The organism is Streptomyces sp. NPDC056486 (assembly GCF_042795295.1).
In the GTDB taxonomy this organism is placed as follows: Bacteria; Actinomycetota; Actinomycetes; order Streptomycetales; family Streptomycetaceae; genus Streptomyces.
Map to the genome: position 1 here is coordinate 131286 of NZ_JBHTSF010000002.1, position 14783 is coordinate 146068.

At 71.4% G+C, this 14783-nt stretch carries 13 protein-coding genes; 10 read left to right on the forward strand and 3 right to left on the reverse strand.

Features of this window, described 5'->3' with window-relative positions:
* The first annotated feature begins 15 nt into the window (after positions 1-15).
* The 8 genes from ACFQ7F_RS01830 (at position 16) to ACFQ7F_RS01865 (ending at position 8750) form a co-directional block, all read left to right on the forward strand.
* The gene (locus ACFQ7F_RS01830) at positions 16-963 is read left to right on the forward strand and encodes an ABC transporter permease (RefSeq protein WP_383264527.1); all 948 of its coding nucleotides are present in this window, start codon (positions 16-18) and stop codon (positions 961-963) included.
* The gene (locus ACFQ7F_RS01835; RefSeq protein WP_383264530.1) at positions 963-1841 is read left to right on the forward strand and encodes an ABC transporter permease; all 879 of its coding nucleotides are present in this window, start codon (positions 963-965) and stop codon (positions 1839-1841) included. Before ACFQ7F_RS01830 ends, ACFQ7F_RS01835 begins: the two co-directional genes overlap by 1 nt.
* Positions 1838-2941, forward strand: a complete 1104-nt coding sequence (locus tag ACFQ7F_RS01840; protein ID WP_383264533.1) for an ABC transporter ATP-binding protein — start codon at positions 1838-1840, stop codon at positions 2939-2941. Before ACFQ7F_RS01835 ends, ACFQ7F_RS01840 begins: the two co-directional genes overlap by 4 nt.
* A complete protein-coding gene (locus tag ACFQ7F_RS01845) occupies positions 2934-3827 on the forward strand; it encodes an ATP-binding cassette domain-containing protein (RefSeq protein ID WP_383264536.1) in 894 nt (297 codons plus the stop codon). The genes ACFQ7F_RS01840 and ACFQ7F_RS01845 overlap by 8 nt, the downstream gene beginning before the upstream one ends.
* Positions 3824-5323: an aldehyde dehydrogenase family protein gene (locus ACFQ7F_RS01850; RefSeq protein ID WP_383264539.1), complete on the forward strand. Its 1500-nt coding sequence runs from the start codon at positions 3824-3826 to the stop codon at positions 5321-5323. Before ACFQ7F_RS01845 ends, ACFQ7F_RS01850 begins: the two co-directional genes overlap by 4 nt.
* A gap of 5 nt (positions 5324-5328) precedes the next feature.
* Positions 5329-6135, forward strand: a complete 807-nt coding sequence (locus tag ACFQ7F_RS01855) for an SDR family NAD(P)-dependent oxidoreductase (protein ID WP_383264844.1) — start codon at positions 5329-5331, stop codon at positions 6133-6135.
* Between the two features lie 132 nt (positions 6136-6267).
* The gene (locus ACFQ7F_RS01860; protein WP_383264541.1) at positions 6268-7104 is read left to right on the forward strand and encodes a cyclase family protein; all 837 of its coding nucleotides are present in this window, start codon (positions 6268-6270) and stop codon (positions 7102-7104) included.
* Positions 7101-8750 carry a thiamine pyrophosphate-binding protein gene (locus ACFQ7F_RS01865; protein WP_383264544.1) on the forward strand — a complete coding sequence of 550 codons (1650 nt, stop codon included), beginning with the start codon at positions 7101-7103 and terminating at the stop codon, positions 8748-8750. The genes ACFQ7F_RS01860 and ACFQ7F_RS01865 overlap by 4 nt, the downstream gene beginning before the upstream one ends.
* Positions 8751-8922: 172 nt before the next feature.
* On the opposite strand, the gene ACFQ7F_RS01870 is transcribed toward ACFQ7F_RS01865, so the two are convergent.
* The 3 genes from ACFQ7F_RS01870 to ACFQ7F_RS01880 form a co-directional block, all read right to left on the reverse strand.
* On the reverse strand, positions 8923-10074 hold the full coding sequence (locus tag ACFQ7F_RS01870) for a hypothetical protein (RefSeq protein WP_383264546.1): 1152 nt from the start codon (positions 10072-10074) through the stop codon (positions 8923-8925).
* Positions 10074-11237 (reverse strand): hypothetical protein, encoded by a 1164-nt coding sequence (locus tag ACFQ7F_RS01875; RefSeq protein ID WP_383264549.1) that lies wholly within the window; start codon positions 11235-11237, stop codon positions 10074-10076. The genes ACFQ7F_RS01870 and ACFQ7F_RS01875 overlap by 1 nt, the downstream gene beginning before the upstream one ends.
* A 94-nt stretch (positions 11238-11331) precedes the next feature.
* Positions 11332-12012, reverse strand: a complete 681-nt coding sequence (locus tag ACFQ7F_RS01880; RefSeq protein WP_383264552.1) for a TetR/AcrR family transcriptional regulator — start codon at positions 12010-12012, stop codon at positions 11332-11334.
* 104 nt (positions 12013-12116) lie between these two features.
* On the opposite strand from ACFQ7F_RS01880, the gene ACFQ7F_RS01885 reads away from it, so the two are divergent.
* Positions 12117-13235 carry an FAD-dependent oxidoreductase gene (locus ACFQ7F_RS01885; RefSeq protein WP_383264555.1) on the forward strand — a complete coding sequence of 373 codons (1119 nt, stop codon included), beginning with the start codon at positions 12117-12119 and terminating at the stop codon, positions 13233-13235.
* Positions 13236-13526: 291 nt separating this feature from the next.
* Positions 13527-14783: a glycosyltransferase family 4 protein gene (locus ACFQ7F_RS01890; RefSeq protein ID WP_383264558.1), complete on the forward strand. Its 1257-nt coding sequence runs from the start codon at positions 13527-13529 to the stop codon at positions 14781-14783.

Genomic DNA, 14783 nt, shown 5'->3' on the forward strand with positions numbered 1-14783 from the left:
AGGCGGCCCGAACCGATGATCGTCCGTCTGGTGCAGCGCATCACGATCCTCCTGGCGAGCCTGTTCGTGAGCTCCGTCGTGGTGTTCGCGTTCATGGCGGTGCTGCCGGGGGACCCCGCCCGGGTCGCCCTGGGCGTCAGCGCCTCCGATTCGGCGGTGGCCCAGCTGCGTGAGCAGTTCGGCCTCGACCGCCCCCTTGTCGACCAGTACTTCAGCTGGATGCACGGCCTTGTCACCTTCGACCTGGGCGACTCCTACATCTCCCACACGCCGATCGGCCCACAGCTCGCCGACCGCCTGCTCGTCACCCTGTGGCTCGTCGGGACGGGGATGGTGGTCGCCTGCATCCTGGCGGTTCCCCTGGGCACGCTGATGGCGGTGCGGCACCGCAGGCCGTCCGGGCTCGTGCTCTCGGCGCTGTCCCAGATCGGCGTGGCCGTACCGGCGTTCCTCGCGGGCATCCTCATGATCACCGTGTTCGCGGTGGGGCTCGGGTGGCTGCCGGCCAACGGCTGGACGCCACCGGTGGAGGATCCGGTGCTCTTCCTCAAACAGTTGCTGATGCCGGCGCTCTCCCTCGGCATCGTGCAGGCCGCGGTGCTCACCCGCTACGTCCGCAGCTCCGTGCTCGACGTCCTGCGCGAGGACTATCTGCGGACCGCACGCGCCAAGGGACTCCGTCCGATGCAGGCGCTGGTGCGGCACGGGCTGCGGAACGCGTCGGTGCCGGTGGTCACCGTGCTGGCGTTGCAGCTCGCGACGCTCCTTGTGGGCGCCGTCGTCATCGAGCGGGTCTTCGTGATCCCCGGTCTCGGAAGCCTGCTCCTCGACAGCGTCGCCAACCGGGATCTGGTCGTGGTGCAGGACGTCGTCATGATCATCGCGGTGGCGGTGCTGCTCGTGAACTTCCTGGTGGACCTGGTCTATCTGCTGATCGACCCCCGACTCAGGGTGCGTGCGTGATGAGTGCAATGGAGACGCAAGGGGGCACAGGGCCGACGACACCCGGTGCCCGACGTCGGCGCCGACCGGTGCCGGGCAGCCTCCTCGTGGGCGGGATCGTCGTCACGGTCGTCATCGGCATGGCGCTGCTGTCCTTCGTGTGGACGCCGCACGACCCGACGCTGGTGAACCCCGCGGTGCGGTTGCAGGAGCCGTCCCTGGAGTACTGGTTCGGCACGGACAAGTTCGGACGTGACGTCTTCAGCCAGATCCTGATCGGTTCGCGGACGACGCTGTTCGTCGGCCTGGTGGCGGTCGGGGTCGCCGCGGTGGTCGGCGTGCCGCTCGGCATCCTCGCCGGGATGGGACCACGCTGGTTCGGCGAACTGCTCATGCGCGGCAACGACTTGATCCTCGCCTTCCCCGCGCTCCTGCTTGCCATCATGTTCGCCGCGGTGTATGGCGCCGGGACGACGGTCGCGATGGTCGCCATCGGCATCGCGTCCATCCCCGGTTTCGCCCGGCTGATCCGCGGCGGCACTCTGCAGGTGATGGGGACGGAGTACGTGATGGCCGCGCGCTCGGCGGGCCGCAGGCCGTTCGCGATCGCCCTGCGGCACGTCCTGCCCAACGTCAGCAGCCTCGTCATCGTGCAGGCGTCGGTCGGCTTCGCCATCGCCGTGCTTGCCGAGGCCGCGCTGTCCTTCCTGGGATTCGGCACCCCGCCGCCCACACCGTCCTGGGGCCGGATGCTGCAGGAGAGCCAGGAGCTGCTGTCGTCCGCACCCCGGCTCGCCGTCTTCCCCGGCGTCGCGATCGCGGTGGCGGTGCTCGGATTCAATCTGCTCGGCGACGGCCTGCGCGACCGTTTCGACCCCAAGGTGGAGGACCGCCGATGACTGCCGCACCCGATACCGCACCCGACGTGGAATCGGCTGCCGGGCCCGACGACGTCCTGACCGTGTCCGGGCTCGACGTGACGGCGGGCGACCGTACGCTCGTGGAAGGCGTTGGCTTCACCATCAGATCCGGTGAACGGGTCGGCCTGATCGGCGAATCGGGCTCCGGCAAGTCGCTGACCGCGCTCAGCCTCATGGGTCTGCTCCCGGAAGGGCTCCGGGCCACCGGCTCGGTGCGGCTGGCCGGAGTCGACCAGGACCTGGTGGGCGCCGACGAGGCGCGGATGTCCCGCGTACGGGGCAAGGAGATCGCCATGGTCTTCCAGGAGCCCATGACCGCCCTGAATCCCACGATGCGGGTCGGACGGCAGATCGCCGAGGTCCTCCTCATCCACCGGACCACGACCGACCGCGCGTCCGCCAGGGCCGCCGCCGTGGAACTCCTCGACCAGGTCGGACTCCCCGATCCGGCAGCCGCCGCACGGGCCTACCCGCACCAGTTCTCCGGCGGCCAGCGGCAGCGGATCGTGCTGGCCATCGCCCTGGCGAACAACCCCGCCCTGCTGGTCTGCGACGAACCCACCACCGCGCTCGACGTCACCGTGCAGGCACGCGTGCTCGACCTGATCGTGCGCGGCGTGCAGGACCGTGGCTCCGCCCTGCTCTTCATCACCCACGACCTGGCCGTGGTGGCCACCGCCTGCGAACGGGTCATGGTCATGTACGGCGGACGGGTCGTCGAATCCGGTTCCGTCCGGGAGGTGTTCACCCGCCCCCGGCACCGCTACACCCAGGGCCTGATCGGCGCATCGGACCTGACGGTCGTCGACGAACGCGGCCGCCTCGCCACGATCGGCGGGCAGGTTCCGCCGGCGGGGCAGTTCCCCGCCGGATGCGTGTTCCGCAACCGGTGCACCTCGGCGACCGAGCGGTGTGCGACCCGTCCGGAATGGACCTCGACAGGACCGGACTCCGGATACGCCTGCTTCCACCCGGTGGCGGCGGACGGCGCTCGCGCCGCGGGTACTCCCCAGAAGGCCGGGGGCACACCCCGGAACGCCGCGGACACACCCCAGAAGCAGGAGACCGGCCGTGACTGAGCAGCAGACCAGCACCCCCGGAGCCGGAGCCGGAGCGCAGGACGGGACAGTCGACGCCATCCGCGTCCGGGACGTCACCCGCGACTACCACCGGCCGCGCACTTCGCTGCGCAGCCCGGCCCCGCCGGTGCACGCCCTGCGCGGCGTCAGCTTCTCGGTGCCGCAGGGCCAACGGTTCGGCATCGTGGGGGAGTCGGGATGCGGCAAGTCGACGCTGCTGCGGATCGTGGCCGGGCTCGACCGGCCCACCAGCGGCAGCGTCGAGATCGACGGGCGAGACATCAGCCGGCTCCGCGAGCGGCAGCTCCGGTTCGTCCGAGAGCGGCTGCAACTCGTCTTCCAGGACCCGATGAGTTCGCTCGACCCGCGGATGCGGGTGGGTGACATCGTGGCCGAGCCGCTCGTCGCGCAGGGGCACCGGAACCGTAAGGAGAGAGTGGCCGAGCTCCTCGAGGCCGTCGGCCTGCAGGCCGACGCCGCTCAGCGGTACCCGCACCAGTTCTCCGGCGGCCAGCGCCAGCGCATCTCGATCGCCCGCGCCCTCGCCCCCCGCCCGAAGATCATCGTGGCCGACGAGCCGGTCAGCGCCCTGGACGTGTCCGTCCGCGCCCAGGTGCTCAACCTCATCGCCGACCTCGTCGACGAGCTGAACCTCACCCTCGTCTTCGTCTCCCACGACCTCTCCGTCATCCGTCATGTGTGCGACCGGGTCGCCGTCATGCACGGTGGACAGATCGTCGAGACCGGGACCACGGAGCAGGTCTACGAAGACCCCCGACACCCCTACACCCGCCGGCTGATCGCCGCCGTGCCCACGCTGGACAAGGCACTGTCCGGCGTGACGGCGGCCGATCTCAACCAGGAGTACCAGGAGTACCGAGCGTGACTGCTGACCTTGAACCGACCGTCGCAGAAGGCCCGTTGACGACGGAGTTCCCCGAGGGCCTGCCCATCGGCGACACCTGGACGGCAACGCCCGCCGTCGAGGGCGTGCGCTTCCCCTACGACGGGACGGTCATCGCACGGGCGCCCGTCGGCGACACCGCCCTCGCCCGCCGCGCCATCGACGAGGCCGTCGCGGTCCGCGAGCGGGTCGGCCGACTCCCCTCGCACACGCGCAGGGCGGCGCTGCTCGCGACGCACGACGCCGTCGCCGCCCGCCGCGCGGACTTCGAGCGGCTGCTCGTCCTGGAGACCGGAAAACCGCTGGTCGACTGCCGGGTGGAGGTGGACCGCACCCTGCTGACGCTGCAGACGGCCGCCGAGGAAGTGGCCCGACTGCACGGTGAGACGGTGCCGCTCGACCTGTTGCCGTCGGGCGAGGGCCTGATCGGCTTCTGGACGCGCAGGCCGATCGGCGTCGTGGTCGGCATCAGCGGCTTCAACTACCCGCTCCTGCTCGCCGCGCACAAGATCGCCCCGTCGCTGGCCGCAGGCTGCCCGGTCATCGCCAAGCCGGCCCCGCAGACGCCGCTGGCCACGCTGTGGCTTGTCCACCTGCTCCGCGAGGCACTGAGGGACGGCGGGGCGCCGCAGGCAGCGGTGCAGCTGGTCACCGGCGGTCCCGAGGTGGGCGCCGTGCTCACCACCGACCGCCGTGTCGGTGCGGTCTCCTTCACCGGCTCCGCCGCTGTCGGCCACCGCATCGCCCGGGACGCGGCCCCCACCAAGGTGCTGCTCGAACTCGGCTCCAACGCCGCCCTGGTGGTGGCCGGCGACGCCGACCTGGACGCGGCCGCCGACGCCGTCGTACGCGGCGGGTACTACGCGTCCGGGCAGGCCTGCATCAGCGTGCAGCGCGTCATCGTGGTGGACGCCGTGCGCGAGGAGTTCGTCGGCCGCCTGACGCGGCGCGTGGCCGAGGTGGTGGTGGGAGATCCGCGCGATCCGGCGACCCGGGTCTCCGCCCTCATCGACGAGCGCTCGACCGAGCGTGTACGGACGTGGGTGGAGGAGGCGGTGAAGGCGGGCGCCGTACTCGTGGCCGGCGGCGGCGTCACGAACGGCGTGATCGAGCCCACGGTCCTCCTCGACGCGGACCGCTCCCTGCCCGTATGGGAGGAGGAAGTCTTCGGCCCCGTCGTCGCTGTCCGGTCCGTCCCCGATGTGGAGACGGCGTTCGACCTGGTCAACGACTCACGCTACGGACTGCACGCCAGCGTCTACACCAATTCCCTGGACACCGCGTTCGCCGCCGTAGAGCGCCTGGAGGTGGGCGGTGTGGTCGTCAACGAGGTCCCCGGCTTCCGTTCCGACGTCATGCCGTACGGCGGTGTGAAGGACTCCGGGACCGGGCGCGAAGGACCGAGGTTCGCGATCGACGAACTCACTGTCACGCGCATGGCCGTGATCCGCCCGACCACCACCACGAAGGAGCCGTGAGCACCATGGAAGCCGAGGAAGCCAACGACCGCACCCACGCGGTGGACGCGTACTCCCGCCTGTTCAGGCTCGATGGCCGCAAGGCGGTCGTGGTGGGCGGGGGCAGTGGCATCGGCAGGGAGAGCGCCCTGGCGCTGGCCGCGCACGGCGCGACGGTGGTGTGCGCCGACCGTGATCTGAAGGCGGCCGAGGAATCGGTGTCGATGGGGCCGGGGATGACGGCGTACACCCTCGACGTGCTCGACGGCGAAGCGGTCGAGCGCGCCGCCGATGAGCTCGGCCCCGTCGATGTCCTGGTCTTCACCGCCGCGACGAACGTCCGCAAGCGTCTGCTCGACTACACCTCGCAGGAGTTCGACCGGGTCGTGTCGCTCAATCTGCGCGCCTCCTTCGACCTGATCCGGGCGTTCGGCCGGGGCATGGCCGAACGCGGCAGCGGCAGCATCATCGGTTTCAGCTCGATCCGCGCGGTGTCCGTGGAACCGGGACAGGGCGTGTACGCGGCCACGAAGGCGGGCCTCGTACAGCTGGCCCGGACGGCGGCGGCCGAGCTCGGCCCCTCGGGCGTGCGGGTGAACACCGTCGCGCCGGGCGTCGTGGCGACACCCCTGACCGAACAGATCAGGGCTGTGCCGGAGTGGTCCGATGCCTACGCGAACAAGAGCGCCCTGGGCCGCTGGTCCCGGCCCGACGAGCTGGCAGGCGCCGTCGTCTACCTCGCGTCGGACGCCTCCTCGTTCGTCACGGGGAGCCAGCTCTTCGTGGACGGAGGCTGGACGGCGATCGACGGACGGTACACACCGCCCAACTAAAAGGCGACGCGGTTCAGTCGCTCCGCTCGAAGGGCTCCGTTCTCTCCTCGTCCGGCGCAGTGCAGGAGCCCCGCGCCGCCGACCACGTGCCGGGCCATTGTGCGACCCTGCCACTGCCTTCAGGATGCAGACATGTCCGAACAGACGTCAGCATCCGCAGCAGCATCGGGTTCCTCGTCACCGTCCGTTCTCGCCGCCCTGGTGGCCGGGTTGCGTGGTGGCGCGATCGAAGTCGTCGACCTCACCGCGCCGTTGTCGTCCACCACGCCCGTCCTCGAACTGCCCCCCGAGTACGGGCAGACCAAGGTATTCGAACTGGAGGAGATCAGCCGCTACGACGAGCGGGGGCCCGCCTGGTACTGGAACAACTTCCGCACCGGCGAGCACACCGGCACCCACTTCGACGCCCCCAACCACTGGGTCACCGGCAAGGACCTCGCGGACGTCGCCTCGGTGCCCGCCCACCAGCTGGTGGCGCCCGCGGTGGTGCTCGACGTCAGCGACGAGGTCGCCAAGGACCCCGACTTCCTCGTCGAGGTGGAACACATACAGGCCTGGCAGAACCGGCACGGGGCGCTGCCCGACGGCGGGTGGCTCCTGGTGCGGACCGGGTGGGACAGCAGGTCGTACGCGCAGGAGCCGTTCCTCAACGCCGACGAGAACGGACCGCACACGCCCGGCCTGTCCGCCGCGTGCGCCCGCTGGGTGGCAGAGGAGTCGCCGGTGGCCGGGCTCGGAGTGGAGACGGTGGGCACCGACGCGGGCCGGGCGCCCGCGTTCGAGCCCGCGTTCCCCTGCCACTCGTACCTCATGGGCAGCGGCAAGTACGGCCTGACGCAGCTCCAGAACCTGGCGGAGCTGCCGCCGACCGGGGCCGTCGTGATCGCGGGGCCGCTGCCCATCGTCTCGGGCTCCGGGTCGCCGGCGCGGGTGCTCGCCCTCGTCGAACGGGCGGGGCGGCAGTCGTGAAGGTCGCCGAAGCGGTCGGGCGGGCCCTGGTCGCGGCCGGGGTCGGCCAGGTCTTCGGCGTGGTGGGCTCCGGCAACTTCCATGCCACCAACGCGATGGTGGCGGCCGGGGCGCGGTTCGTCGCGGCGCGCCACGAGGGCGGCGCGGCCACCATGGCGGACGCGTACGCCCGGGTGCGGGGCGAGGTGGCGGTGGTCAGCGTGCACCAGGGGTGCGGGCTCACGAATGCCCTCACCGGGATCGGCGAGGCGGCCAAGAGCCGTACACCGCTCGTCGTTCTCGCGGCGGAGGCCACAGACCCGCGCTCCAACTTTCGTGTCGATCAAGCCGCGTTGGTGCAGGCGGTCGGTGCTCGCAGCGAGCGCGTGACGTCGGCGGCCGATGCCGTCGCGCAGGCGTCTGCCGCCGTGCACCGGGCCGCCCATGAGCGGTGCACGGTCGTGCTCAACCTCCCGCTCGACGTACAGGCACTGGACGTCGCGGACCCGGACCGAGCCCTGGCCGCCGTCGTACCTCCGCCTCCGCGCCCGGCCGTCGAACCCGCCGACGACGACATCGCGGCCCTCGCCCAGATCCTCGTGCACGCCGAGCGCCCGGTCCTCGTCGCCGGACGCGGTGCGCGCGGCCCCGACTGCCGCCGGGCGGTGGAGGCGCTCGCCGAGCGCTGCGGTGCGCTGCTCGCGACATCGGCGGTGGCCCGCGGCCTGTTTCAAGGCAATCCGTGGTCGCTCGATGTGGCGGGCGGGTTCTCCTCGCCGCTCGCCGCCGAGTTGATCCAAGGCGCCGACGTGATCGTGGCGTTGGGCTGTTCGCTGACCATGTGGACGACGCGGCACGGTCGGCTGATCGGCCCGGACACGACCCTGGTCCAGGTCGACGACGAACCCACGGCGCTCGGCGCGCACCGCCCCGTCCACCTCGGGATCACCGGCGACGTGCTCCTGACGGCGGAGAGGACGCACACCGCGCTGGGGGACGACGGCGCCGGCGGCTACCGCACCCCCGATACCGCCGACGCCCTGGCCACGCGACTGCGCTGGCGCGACATCCCGTACGACGACACCGGCACCCGCGACCGCATCGACCCGCGCACGCTCAGCATCGCCCTCGACGACATCCTTCCCGCGCGGCGGGTGATCGGCGTCGACTCGGGCAACTTCATGGGCTACCCGACGATGTACCTCTCCGTCCCCGACGAACAGGGCCTCTGCTTCACACAGGCCTTCCAGTCCATCGGCCTCGGCCTCGCCACCACGATCGGCGCGGCCCTGGCCCGCCCGGACCGGCTCGCGGTGGCCGCGCTAGGCGACGGTGGGACGTTGATGAGCGCCGTCGAACTAGACACGGTGCGCAGGATCGGACTGCCCATGGTGATCGTGGTCTACAACGACGAGGCCTACGGAGCGGAGGTGCATCACTTCGGTCCGCACGGATTCCCGCTCGGCACAGTCGAGTTCCCGCCCACCGACATCGCCGCCGTGGCTCGCGGCTACGGCTTCGAGGCCGTGACCGTACGCACGCCCGCCGACCTGAAGGCCGTACAGGACTGGGTCGCGGGCCCGCGGACGGCGCCGCTGCTCGTCGACGCCAAAGTGGTGCGGGAGCACGGCGCGTGGTGGCTCGAGGAGGCGTTCCGCGGACACTGAGAAGTCTGTCGACACTCAAGAGGTCCCTGGCTCAGCCCTTCGGATGCGTACCCGGCGCGCTGCCCCCGGACGCGGGCAGCCGGCTGGGGCGCCGTCTGCGCGCTGGGAGCCGTGTTCAGCTGCCTCGGGCTCGTGCTGTGGGCGCTGACTCGGGCGAAAGCCGGAACCGATGTCATGCGGGCAGCTTGATCCGAAGGGGTCCGCAGCCGATACGGTCCGCCTCCTTGGCCACATAGCGGGGCAGGAGCGTACGGATGTCGGCGGCGCGTTCCGTGCCGTCGGCCCGGATGAGGAAGGTGACGTCGCCGGTCTGGCACTCGGCCTGGAAGAGGCCGAAGTCCTCCCGCAGGAAGCCCGTCCCCCGGGCGCCGCCCACAGCCTTGATCTTGGGGCCGCCCTTGTACCTCAGGCCTGCGTAGAGCGCGGCGAGGCGCGGGTCCTCGACCGTCATGAGCCGCAGCCGGGGGTGGCCGAAGAGGACATCGCGGTCGCAGGTCCGTACGGGACCTGCGCCCGCCGTCACCACCGGCGGATTGAACTTGTCGGCCTCCCGCGTGCCCTCCAGGCGCAGCCCCTTGACGCCGCAGAACGCGTCGGGCCCCTCGCCCTTGGAGCGGGTGGGCGCGGGCAGCTTGTCCGCCGGGTCCTTCACCTCGCCCTCGCACCCCTGCTCGGCCATGTAGCCGTTGACGAGCCGGACCACGGCGCCGGTGAGCCGGGCGCGTTCACCGGCGTCGACCTCGTCGTCGTAATTGGTCCAGCCCGCCTCCATGTCGATCACCATCGGGCCGTCGCCGTCCGACTGCCTGCCGATGCAGCCCTCCGGAACCGCAAGCCACGCGCGCGTGTCCGACGCCATGCCCAGGAGTCCGCCGCCCAGCGGAGCCATCCGCGCGGACAGGTACTCGTCGGCCCACTTGTCGCCCGAGCCGCCGAACCGGGTGTCGAGCTGATGGACCTGGGCGGTGACCCGTCGGCCGCGCGGCGACTTCAGGCGGCACACCCCGGAAGGACCTTCGGAGAAGATGCTGTCCGAGGTGATGGGCACGTCCGACGCCCCGATGTCCCGCTTGCCGGCGAACAGGTCCGCCACGTCGTCCCCGCTCAACATGCCCCAGCACGCCGACTTGTCCTCGAAGGGGCCCGCCTGCGCCTGCCAGGCCACCCCGGCCCCGCCGATCAGCGCCCCGGCGACAGCGGCGGCGACGGCGGGCCGCAGCCGCCCGCGCGTGAGGCGCCGCCAGTGCCACCAGGGGCGGGGCGGCTCCGGGGGCGCGGCAGCCGTGGTCCCGTCTGTCTCGCCCGTCCCGTCCGTCTCGGTCATCAGTGCTCTCCCTCGGTTCCGGCGGACGCGGCGGGCGCGACAGCCGCGCATCCCAGCCGCTGCGACACGGCGTCGGTGAATGCGGCGAAGTGCCCCTTGGCCGCGTACGCCGGTGCGCCCAGCATCAGGAACGTCGTCGGACGCCCCGCGCACCGGGCCCGTACGAGCTGATGGTCCGACGCAAGGACCCCCTTGCCCCGCCAGCCCCGCGCGGGTGCCTTGTCGCCCGCCAGGTCCTTGAGGAGCGCGTCGATCCGGGGGTGAGCGACCATCAGAGCGTCGAGGAACTGCACGTCCGCGCGCCCGGTCCGTACCGAGCAGGACTGCACGTCTGCGGTGACCGCACCGACCTGATAGCGGGCTTGCCGCTCCAGTTCCTCATCCAGATCGAGGTCGAGGCCGTTGATGCGGCACGCCGGATCGGAGTAGAAGGTCTCACTCTTCTCCGGCAGCGTGAGCACGGGGGAGGTGGTGCGCAACGGCTCCGCCGGGGCACAACCCGCCTTCTCCATGCCCTTGTTGGCGGCCTTCACCAGGAGTTCGGTCACCATGCGCGAGCCGCCGAGGTCGGGGGACCGCGTGATCACATCGTCGGGCTCCGGCCGCTCCTGCGCGTCGAGGGTGACCGCGGTGGGGCGGCCGTCGCGGGTGTCGCACCGCTTCGGCAGCACAAGGAGGCCGCGAGCCCCGGCGACGGCGCCGGGCAGCCCGTCGGGCAGTGGCATCGCGCCGTTGCCGAGGTGGTCGCTCAGCCACGTCAGACGGGTACCGGCGTCCTTGGGCGCTCTGCCGTACTTGACCGTGACGGTGGTGTCCTGGACGAGCTCGTCGCCGGAGTAGACGCGGCTCGAGCGCACGGCCAGGGTGCACGACCCCGTCGGCTTCCCCGATGTCGGCGGCGCCTCCTTGGACGTACGACTGCGTGCGTCGTCGCCCGTGAAGGCCGCGTCGCCCAGAATGTCGGGCCCGCTGTCCTGTTCCCAGGCGCCCCAGCAGTAGTGGTCCTTGGAGGCCAAGGGGCCCTGGAACGCCCAGGTTCCGACCCCCGCCACCAGAACGACCATCACGGCGCCCGACGTCACGGCCCGGCGCCGTGTGCGTATGAGCCCGCGTCCGAATGCGCGGGCGCGGCCGAACCGCCCCGCCCGACTTTCCCCCGTCACCGCTGCTTCCTCTTCTCCGCCTCGCCCGATGTGGCCGTTGATCGTATCCAGTTGACGGCACGCGGGGCGACGGTCCTGCGGTGGAGGCCAACATCTACTGATAGCGGGCGGTGATTCCGGTGAGGATGAGGTCGATCCCGGCGAGGAACTCCTCCCGGTCGTCGTGATCGCGCAGTTGATCCGCGACGCCTCGGGTGAACGCGTACTCGGCGGGGTCGAGGTCCGCCCACGCGGTCGCGGCGGTGTCGAGGAACTCGGCCCGGCCCGTGTCCGGCTGGTGTGCCTGGTGGGCGCGGGCGTTCGCCGCGTTCTGTCCGGCCACTCCGAGTACGTAGTTCAGCAGCGCGGACACGGCGGTGAACTGCGCGGTGTGGGGTACTCCGAGCGCCTGGACCTGACGTCCGAGGTGTTCGAAGACCCGCAGCATCGGTGACTTGCCCGGGGCGCGGGCGAGTTGAGTGCCGATCCACGGATGGGTCTCGATCGCGTCGAACACGCCGAGCGCGAGGGTACGGATCTCCTCCTGCGGCGTTGCACCGGCGGTGCCCGCGGTCATGGTGCCGACGACGGCTTCGGTGGCGGCGCCGAGCAGTTCCTCCTTGCCCGTGACGTGCCAGTAGATCGCGCCGGGCCCGGTGGCGAGGTGCTCGGCAAGGGCGCGGAACGTGAGCCCGCGCTCGCCCGCCGTGTCGAGAAGCCCGATCGCCGCCTCGACGATGCGCTCACGGGAGAGCGGTTCCTCCCGTCGCTCTGTGCGACGTGTCCTGGTTGCCATGCGCACATCCTGACACAGGCCTGGAACAATGTTCCAGCTTGACATCTCTGGAACGTCGCTCCAGTCTGATTGGAACAGCATTCCAGAGAGAAGGAGCCGCCACCATGAACACCCCAGTGACGATCATCGGCGCCGGGCTCGGCGGCCTCACGCTCGCCCGCGTCCTGCACGTCCACGGCATCCCGGCCACGGTCTACGAGGCGGAGGCCTCTGCGACGGCCCGGGCGCAGGGCGGGATGCTCGACATCCACGAGGACAACGGCCAGCCCGCGCTCCGGGAGGCAGACCTGATGGACGAGTTCCGCGGCCTAGTCCTGGAGGGCCGCGAGGCGACACGGGTCCTGGCGTCGGACGGGGCCGTCCTGTTCGACGACGACAGAGAACGGGGGCGTCCCGAGGTGCTGCGCGGTGAGCTGCGACGGATCCTGCTCGAATCGCTGCCCGACGGCACCGTCCGGTGGGGCCACAAGGTCAGCGGGGTCCGTGCCATCGGCGGGGGTCGCCACGAGGTGACCTTCGCCGACGGTGCCACGGTCGACACGGGCCTGCTGGTAGGCGCCGACGGTGCGTGGTCGCGGGTCCGGCCGCTGCTCTCCGACGCGAAACCCGAGTACATCGGCAGATCGTTCGTCGAGACCTACCTGTTCGACGGCGACATCCGGCACCCGGCCACCGCGAAGGCGGTCGGCGGCGGGTCGCTGTTCGCGCTCGCGCCGGGTAAGGGGATCCAGGCCCACCGGGAGAGCGGCGGAACCCTCCACACCTATGTGGCGCTCTCCAAGCCGCAGGAGTGGTTCGCCGACATCGATTTCACCGATTCAGCCGCGGCCGCCGCGCGGATCGCGCAGGAGTTCGACGGCTGGGCGCCGGAACTCACCGCACTCATCACCGACGGTGAGACCGCACCCGTACTGCGCACCCTCCATGCCCTGCCCGTCGAGCACCGGTGGGACCGCGTGCCCGGGGTGACCCTGCTCGGCGACGCCGCCCACCTCTCCGCCCCGAACGGAGAAGGCGCCAACCTGGCCATGTACGACGGCGCCCAACTCGGCAAGGCGCTCGCCGAGCACCCCGACGACGTCGAGACCGCGCTCACCGCGTACGAGCAGGCGCTGTTCCCCCGCAGCGCCGCGGCCGCCGTCGACGGCGTCGAACTCTTCGATCTCCTCTTCGGCGACGGCGCACCGCACAGCCTGATCGACATGTTCACCGGAGGTGAGTAACCCTGGTGGACGGTTGAAGGCATGGGCACGGTGGTGAGGAAACGCATCAACGCCCGTCCAGGGTCGTGAGTTGGGCGGGCCGAACGGGGCGGCGCCGGACGCTGCGGTGCGAAGCGCGCAGCACCCTTGCCGTCCTGATGCCGGGGAGGGCGGTGGAGTCGCAGCAAGCAGACGGTCAGTGAGCAAGCAGACGGTCAGTGAGCAGGCAGCCGGAATACCTTTACCCTCTCCGTCAGCGTGTCGCCGTCGCCAGTGGTCCGCCGGGCGCCGCCGACGGGGGAAAGTTCCGGCATGAAGATCGCGTTCCTGCTGCACAACGCCTATGCCATCGGCGGCACCATCCGCACCACGCTCAACCTCGCGTCGGCGCTCGCGGACGTCCACGACGTCGAGATCGCCTCGCTGATGCGGCACCGGGAGACGCCGCGCTTCACCGTGGACCCGCGGGTGAGGCTTGTGCCGCTGGTCGACACCCGGGTCGGCAGAACCGACGAACAGCACCCGGCATACGCCGAACCAGCCTGCGACTTCCCCGTGGCCGACCGGCGCCACCACCAGTACACCCGGCTGCACGACCTGCGGGCGCGCGACTACCTGGCGGCCTGCGACGCCGACGTGATCATCGGTACGCGGCCAGGACTCAACGTCTACCTGGCTCTCTTCGCGCCGCGCCGCGCCCTGCGCATCGCTCAGGAGCATCTGCGGCACGACGCGCACAGCAAGACGCTGCGCCGGGTACTCGCCCGTCACTACCGCACACTCGACGCCGTGGTCACCACCACCGAGGCCGACGCGGCGACCTATCGCGCACGGTTGACGCTGCCGGGCGTCCGCGTCCTGTCCATCCCCAACATCGTTCCCGACCCGGCCGTCGTCCCCGCCGACCACACGGCCAAGGTCGTGGCCGCGGCCGGGCGTCTGGTCCGCGGCAAACGGTTCGACCTGCTCATCGAGGCATTCGCCGACGTTGCTCCCAAGCGTCCCGACTGGCTCCTGCGTATCTACGGCGGTGGCAAGGAGAAGGAACCCCTTCAGGAGCTCATCCACAGCCGGGGCCTGGGCGAGCACGTCGCGCTGATGGGGCCGATGGCTCCGATCGAGGCGGAATTCGCCCGGGCGTCGATCGTCGCCTCCGCCTCCGACGCCGAATCCTTCGGCATGACCCTGGTCGAAGCGATGCGCTGCGGCGTGGCGGTGGTCAGCACCGACTGCCCCCTGGGCCCCGCCGAGATCATCCGGGACGGGATCGACGGACGCCTCGTACCCCCCGGAGACGCCAAGGCCCTGGCCGACGTCCTCCTGGAACTGATCGACGACGGGCCGCGCCGCCGGGCCCTGGGCGTGGCAGCCGTGGAGAGCGCCCACCGCTTCGACGCCGAACGCATCGTGCGCCGCTACGAACTCCTGCTCACCGAACTGGCCGCGACCCGTCACCGGCGGGCCTGGCAGCGAACCCGGGCACGTCTGGCCGCCCGCGCCCGGGGCCTTGTCCGCCGCGTCGAGAGAATCCGCCGTCGCCCCGACCGCACGCCGGCCACCGTCGGCTGA

What these genes read in the sequence shown, in the direction of transcription:
- ACFQ7F_RS01830 (WP_383264527.1), top strand. Translation starts at nt 16, where the DNA reads ATGATCGTCCGTCTGGTGCAGCGCATCACGATCCTCCTGGCGAGCCTG.
- ACFQ7F_RS01835 (WP_383264530.1), top strand. Translation starts at nt 963, where the DNA reads ATGAGTGCAATGGAGACGCAAGGGGGCACAGGGCCGACGACACCCGGT.
- ACFQ7F_RS01840 (WP_383264533.1), top strand. Translation starts at nt 1,838, where the DNA reads ATGACTGCCGCACCCGATACCGCACCCGACGTGGAATCGGCTGCCGGG.
- ACFQ7F_RS01855 (WP_383264844.1), top strand. Translation starts at nt 5,329, where the DNA reads ATGGAAGCCGAGGAAGCCAACGACCGCACCCACGCGGTGGACGCGTAC.
- ACFQ7F_RS01860 (WP_383264541.1), top strand. Translation starts at nt 6,268, where the DNA reads ATGTCCGAACAGACGTCAGCATCCGCAGCAGCATCGGGTTCCTCGTCA.
- ACFQ7F_RS01870 (WP_383264546.1), bottom strand. Translation starts at nt 10,074, where the DNA reads ATGACCGAGACGGACGGGACGGGCGAGACAGACGGGACCACGGCTGCC.
- ACFQ7F_RS01880 (WP_383264552.1), bottom strand. Translation starts at nt 12,012, where the DNA reads ATGGCAACCAGGACACGTCGCACAGAGCGACGGGAGGAACCGCTCTCC.
- ACFQ7F_RS01885 (WP_383264555.1), top strand. Translation starts at nt 12,117, where the DNA reads ATGAACACCCCAGTGACGATCATCGGCGCCGGGCTCGGCGGCCTCACG.
- ACFQ7F_RS01890 (WP_383264558.1), top strand. Translation starts at nt 13,527, where the DNA reads ATGAAGATCGCGTTCCTGCTGCACAACGCCTATGCCATCGGCGGCACC.